This window comes from Actinosynnema sp. NPDC004786 (assembly GCF_053601135.1).
In genome coordinates, this window is record NZ_JBSGBG010000113.1 from 1 (window position 1) to 2,004 (window position 2,004).

At 67.7% G+C, this 2,004-nt stretch carries 1 protein-coding gene and 1 CRISPR repeat array; the gene reads right to left on the bottom strand.

Annotated features, from left to right (window positions below):
* Window positions 1-832: 832 nt before the first annotated feature.
* A CRISPR array of direct repeats spans window positions 833-1,375; the repeat unit is 37 nt; unit sequence GTTGCGATCCTCGCCGACCCTGGCGGGCCGGCGCTGG.
* Window positions 1,376-1,674: 299 nt separating this feature from the next.
* Window positions 1,675-2,004 (bottom strand): CRISPR-associated endonuclease Cas2 (cas2, locus tag ACWEFJ_RS39190; protein WP_449716915.1); only part of this gene is annotated, 330 nt, incomplete at its 5' end.

The window sequence follows — 2,004 nt, forward strand, 5'->3', positions numbered from 1 at the left end:
GGGTAGTGCTTCATCACCATCTGAACGGGACTCCTGTCCACCCGGATCGTCAGGATCCAAGTGTGTCTGGTGTCCAACATCAAGGGTCAGGGCCCCAACGCCCCATGACCGACACAGGATCCACGCCTTCCCGATCCGCCATACCCGACGAAATCGCCCAGAACACCCCGGAGCCGTTATCGGACGTCCCGACGCACCGAACGTTCCGCAGCACCACCGCCAATCCCATGCACCGGACATCGGCACGCGAGCACGATGAGACTCCCCTTCCCCACTCGGTATACGCGACCACTGAGTCCACTGTGGACTGCGGACGGTCGGCCGCAGGAGCGGACACGAATTCGGCACGTCCGCCACGGCCACACCAGCCAAACAGAATGGACAGCCCCCGTGACGTCCCGTGATCAGGAAGGCACCGGACCACGATAGGCCACCGCATCAACGAAGCAAGGGACGCAGGGGGAGGCAAATGACAACAAACCCGATTTGCCCCCTACCCAGCCGCCCACCACAGCACCACCCAGGGACGACCCGCCATCATGACCGCCTGCGAAGCCGGCCACCCCCGGCACCCACTCACTCGAGCATCCCTCGCACCGACCGCACGGACACCCGCCACAGCAACCCGCACCGGTTCGCGATCCCTACGAACCTCAGAAGCCAGCGCCAAGTGTGACAACGCGCGGACAACACGGCGTGCGTAGTGCGAACCCCGCCAGCCCTGAAGGACTTGCGCCGACGGAAAGCCATGCTCGACATCGGGGACACGGTCGAGGCCGCAATCCTCGTGCGGTGCACCCACACCGCAAACTTGGGACGTGACCGTGATGTCGTTGCGATCCTCGCCGACCCTGGCGGGCCGGCGCTGGTCATAGGCCAGGAGACTGCGGCCACCAGACCGGGTGTTGCGATCCTCGCCGACCCTGGCGGGCCGGCGCTGGCTGTCCGCGCGACAGGTCGGCCTTGATGTTGTTCTCGTTGCGATCCTCGCCGACCCTGGCGGGCCGGCGCTGGTCACGATCAACGGCGAGCTGGTCTCCCTGTGGGAGTTGCGATCCTCGCCGACCCTGGCGGGCCGGCGCTGGACCAGCCGTTCGGCATCCTCACCGCGCTGGACGCGTTGCGATCCTCGCCGACCCTGGCGGGCCGGCGCTGGGCGGCAACGCGGCGCACGTGGCCAGCGCGTCGGTCGTGTTGCGATCCTCGCCGACCCTGGCGGGCCGGCGCTGGTCGACCAGGTGCCCAAGGCCCGGCTGGGCGTGCTGCTGTTGCGATCCTCGCCGACCCTGGCGGGCCGGCGCTGGACTCCCGCGCACCCGGGTGGGAGTCGTACGGGAAGTTGCGATCCTCGCCGACCCTGGCGGGCCGGCGCTGGGCTGGCTGAACAGCACAAATAGGGCCCCGAGAGGTTGTCGCCATACTCGCTGTTCCCGGATACTGGGATGACGCGCCGTCGCCGGCTTGGGAACCTGTCGGCGTGTCATGACACGCATGGGGTTCCGAACCGTCAGGCCGGTGTTTCCGAGTTGACGCCTCGCGCCGGCGCCTGTGCGGTTCCGGGCGGATGGCGACCGGTTGGTGGACAGGCGGCTGGCCGCTTTCCGTTGGGCGTCATCACGCTGGCGACAGCTGTCGGGCTGTGGTCGGCACACATTCGGTGTTGTGTGGGGAGCTTCAGATGATGAGGGGGTCTCGGTGGGCGGCGTCGGTCGCGGCTCCGAGGTGCTTGGCGGTGTCGAAGGTTCCGCGGTCGAGGTGGTAGATGCGCACGGAGTCTCGGTGGGGGTCGATGATGGCGAGCAGGCGGGCTTCGAGGGCGAGTCGTTGGGCCGGGGTGCAGACGACTTCGAAGACGGACTTCTGTACCCGGTGTCCCACGCCTTCGCACGTCTTGGCGACGTGGCGGAGCCGTCGTTCGCCTTCCGGTGTCGTGGTGTCGACGTCGTAGGTGACGAGCAGTTCCATCAGGTGATCGTCCAGGGCTGGTAGGCGTCGGTGGTGCCG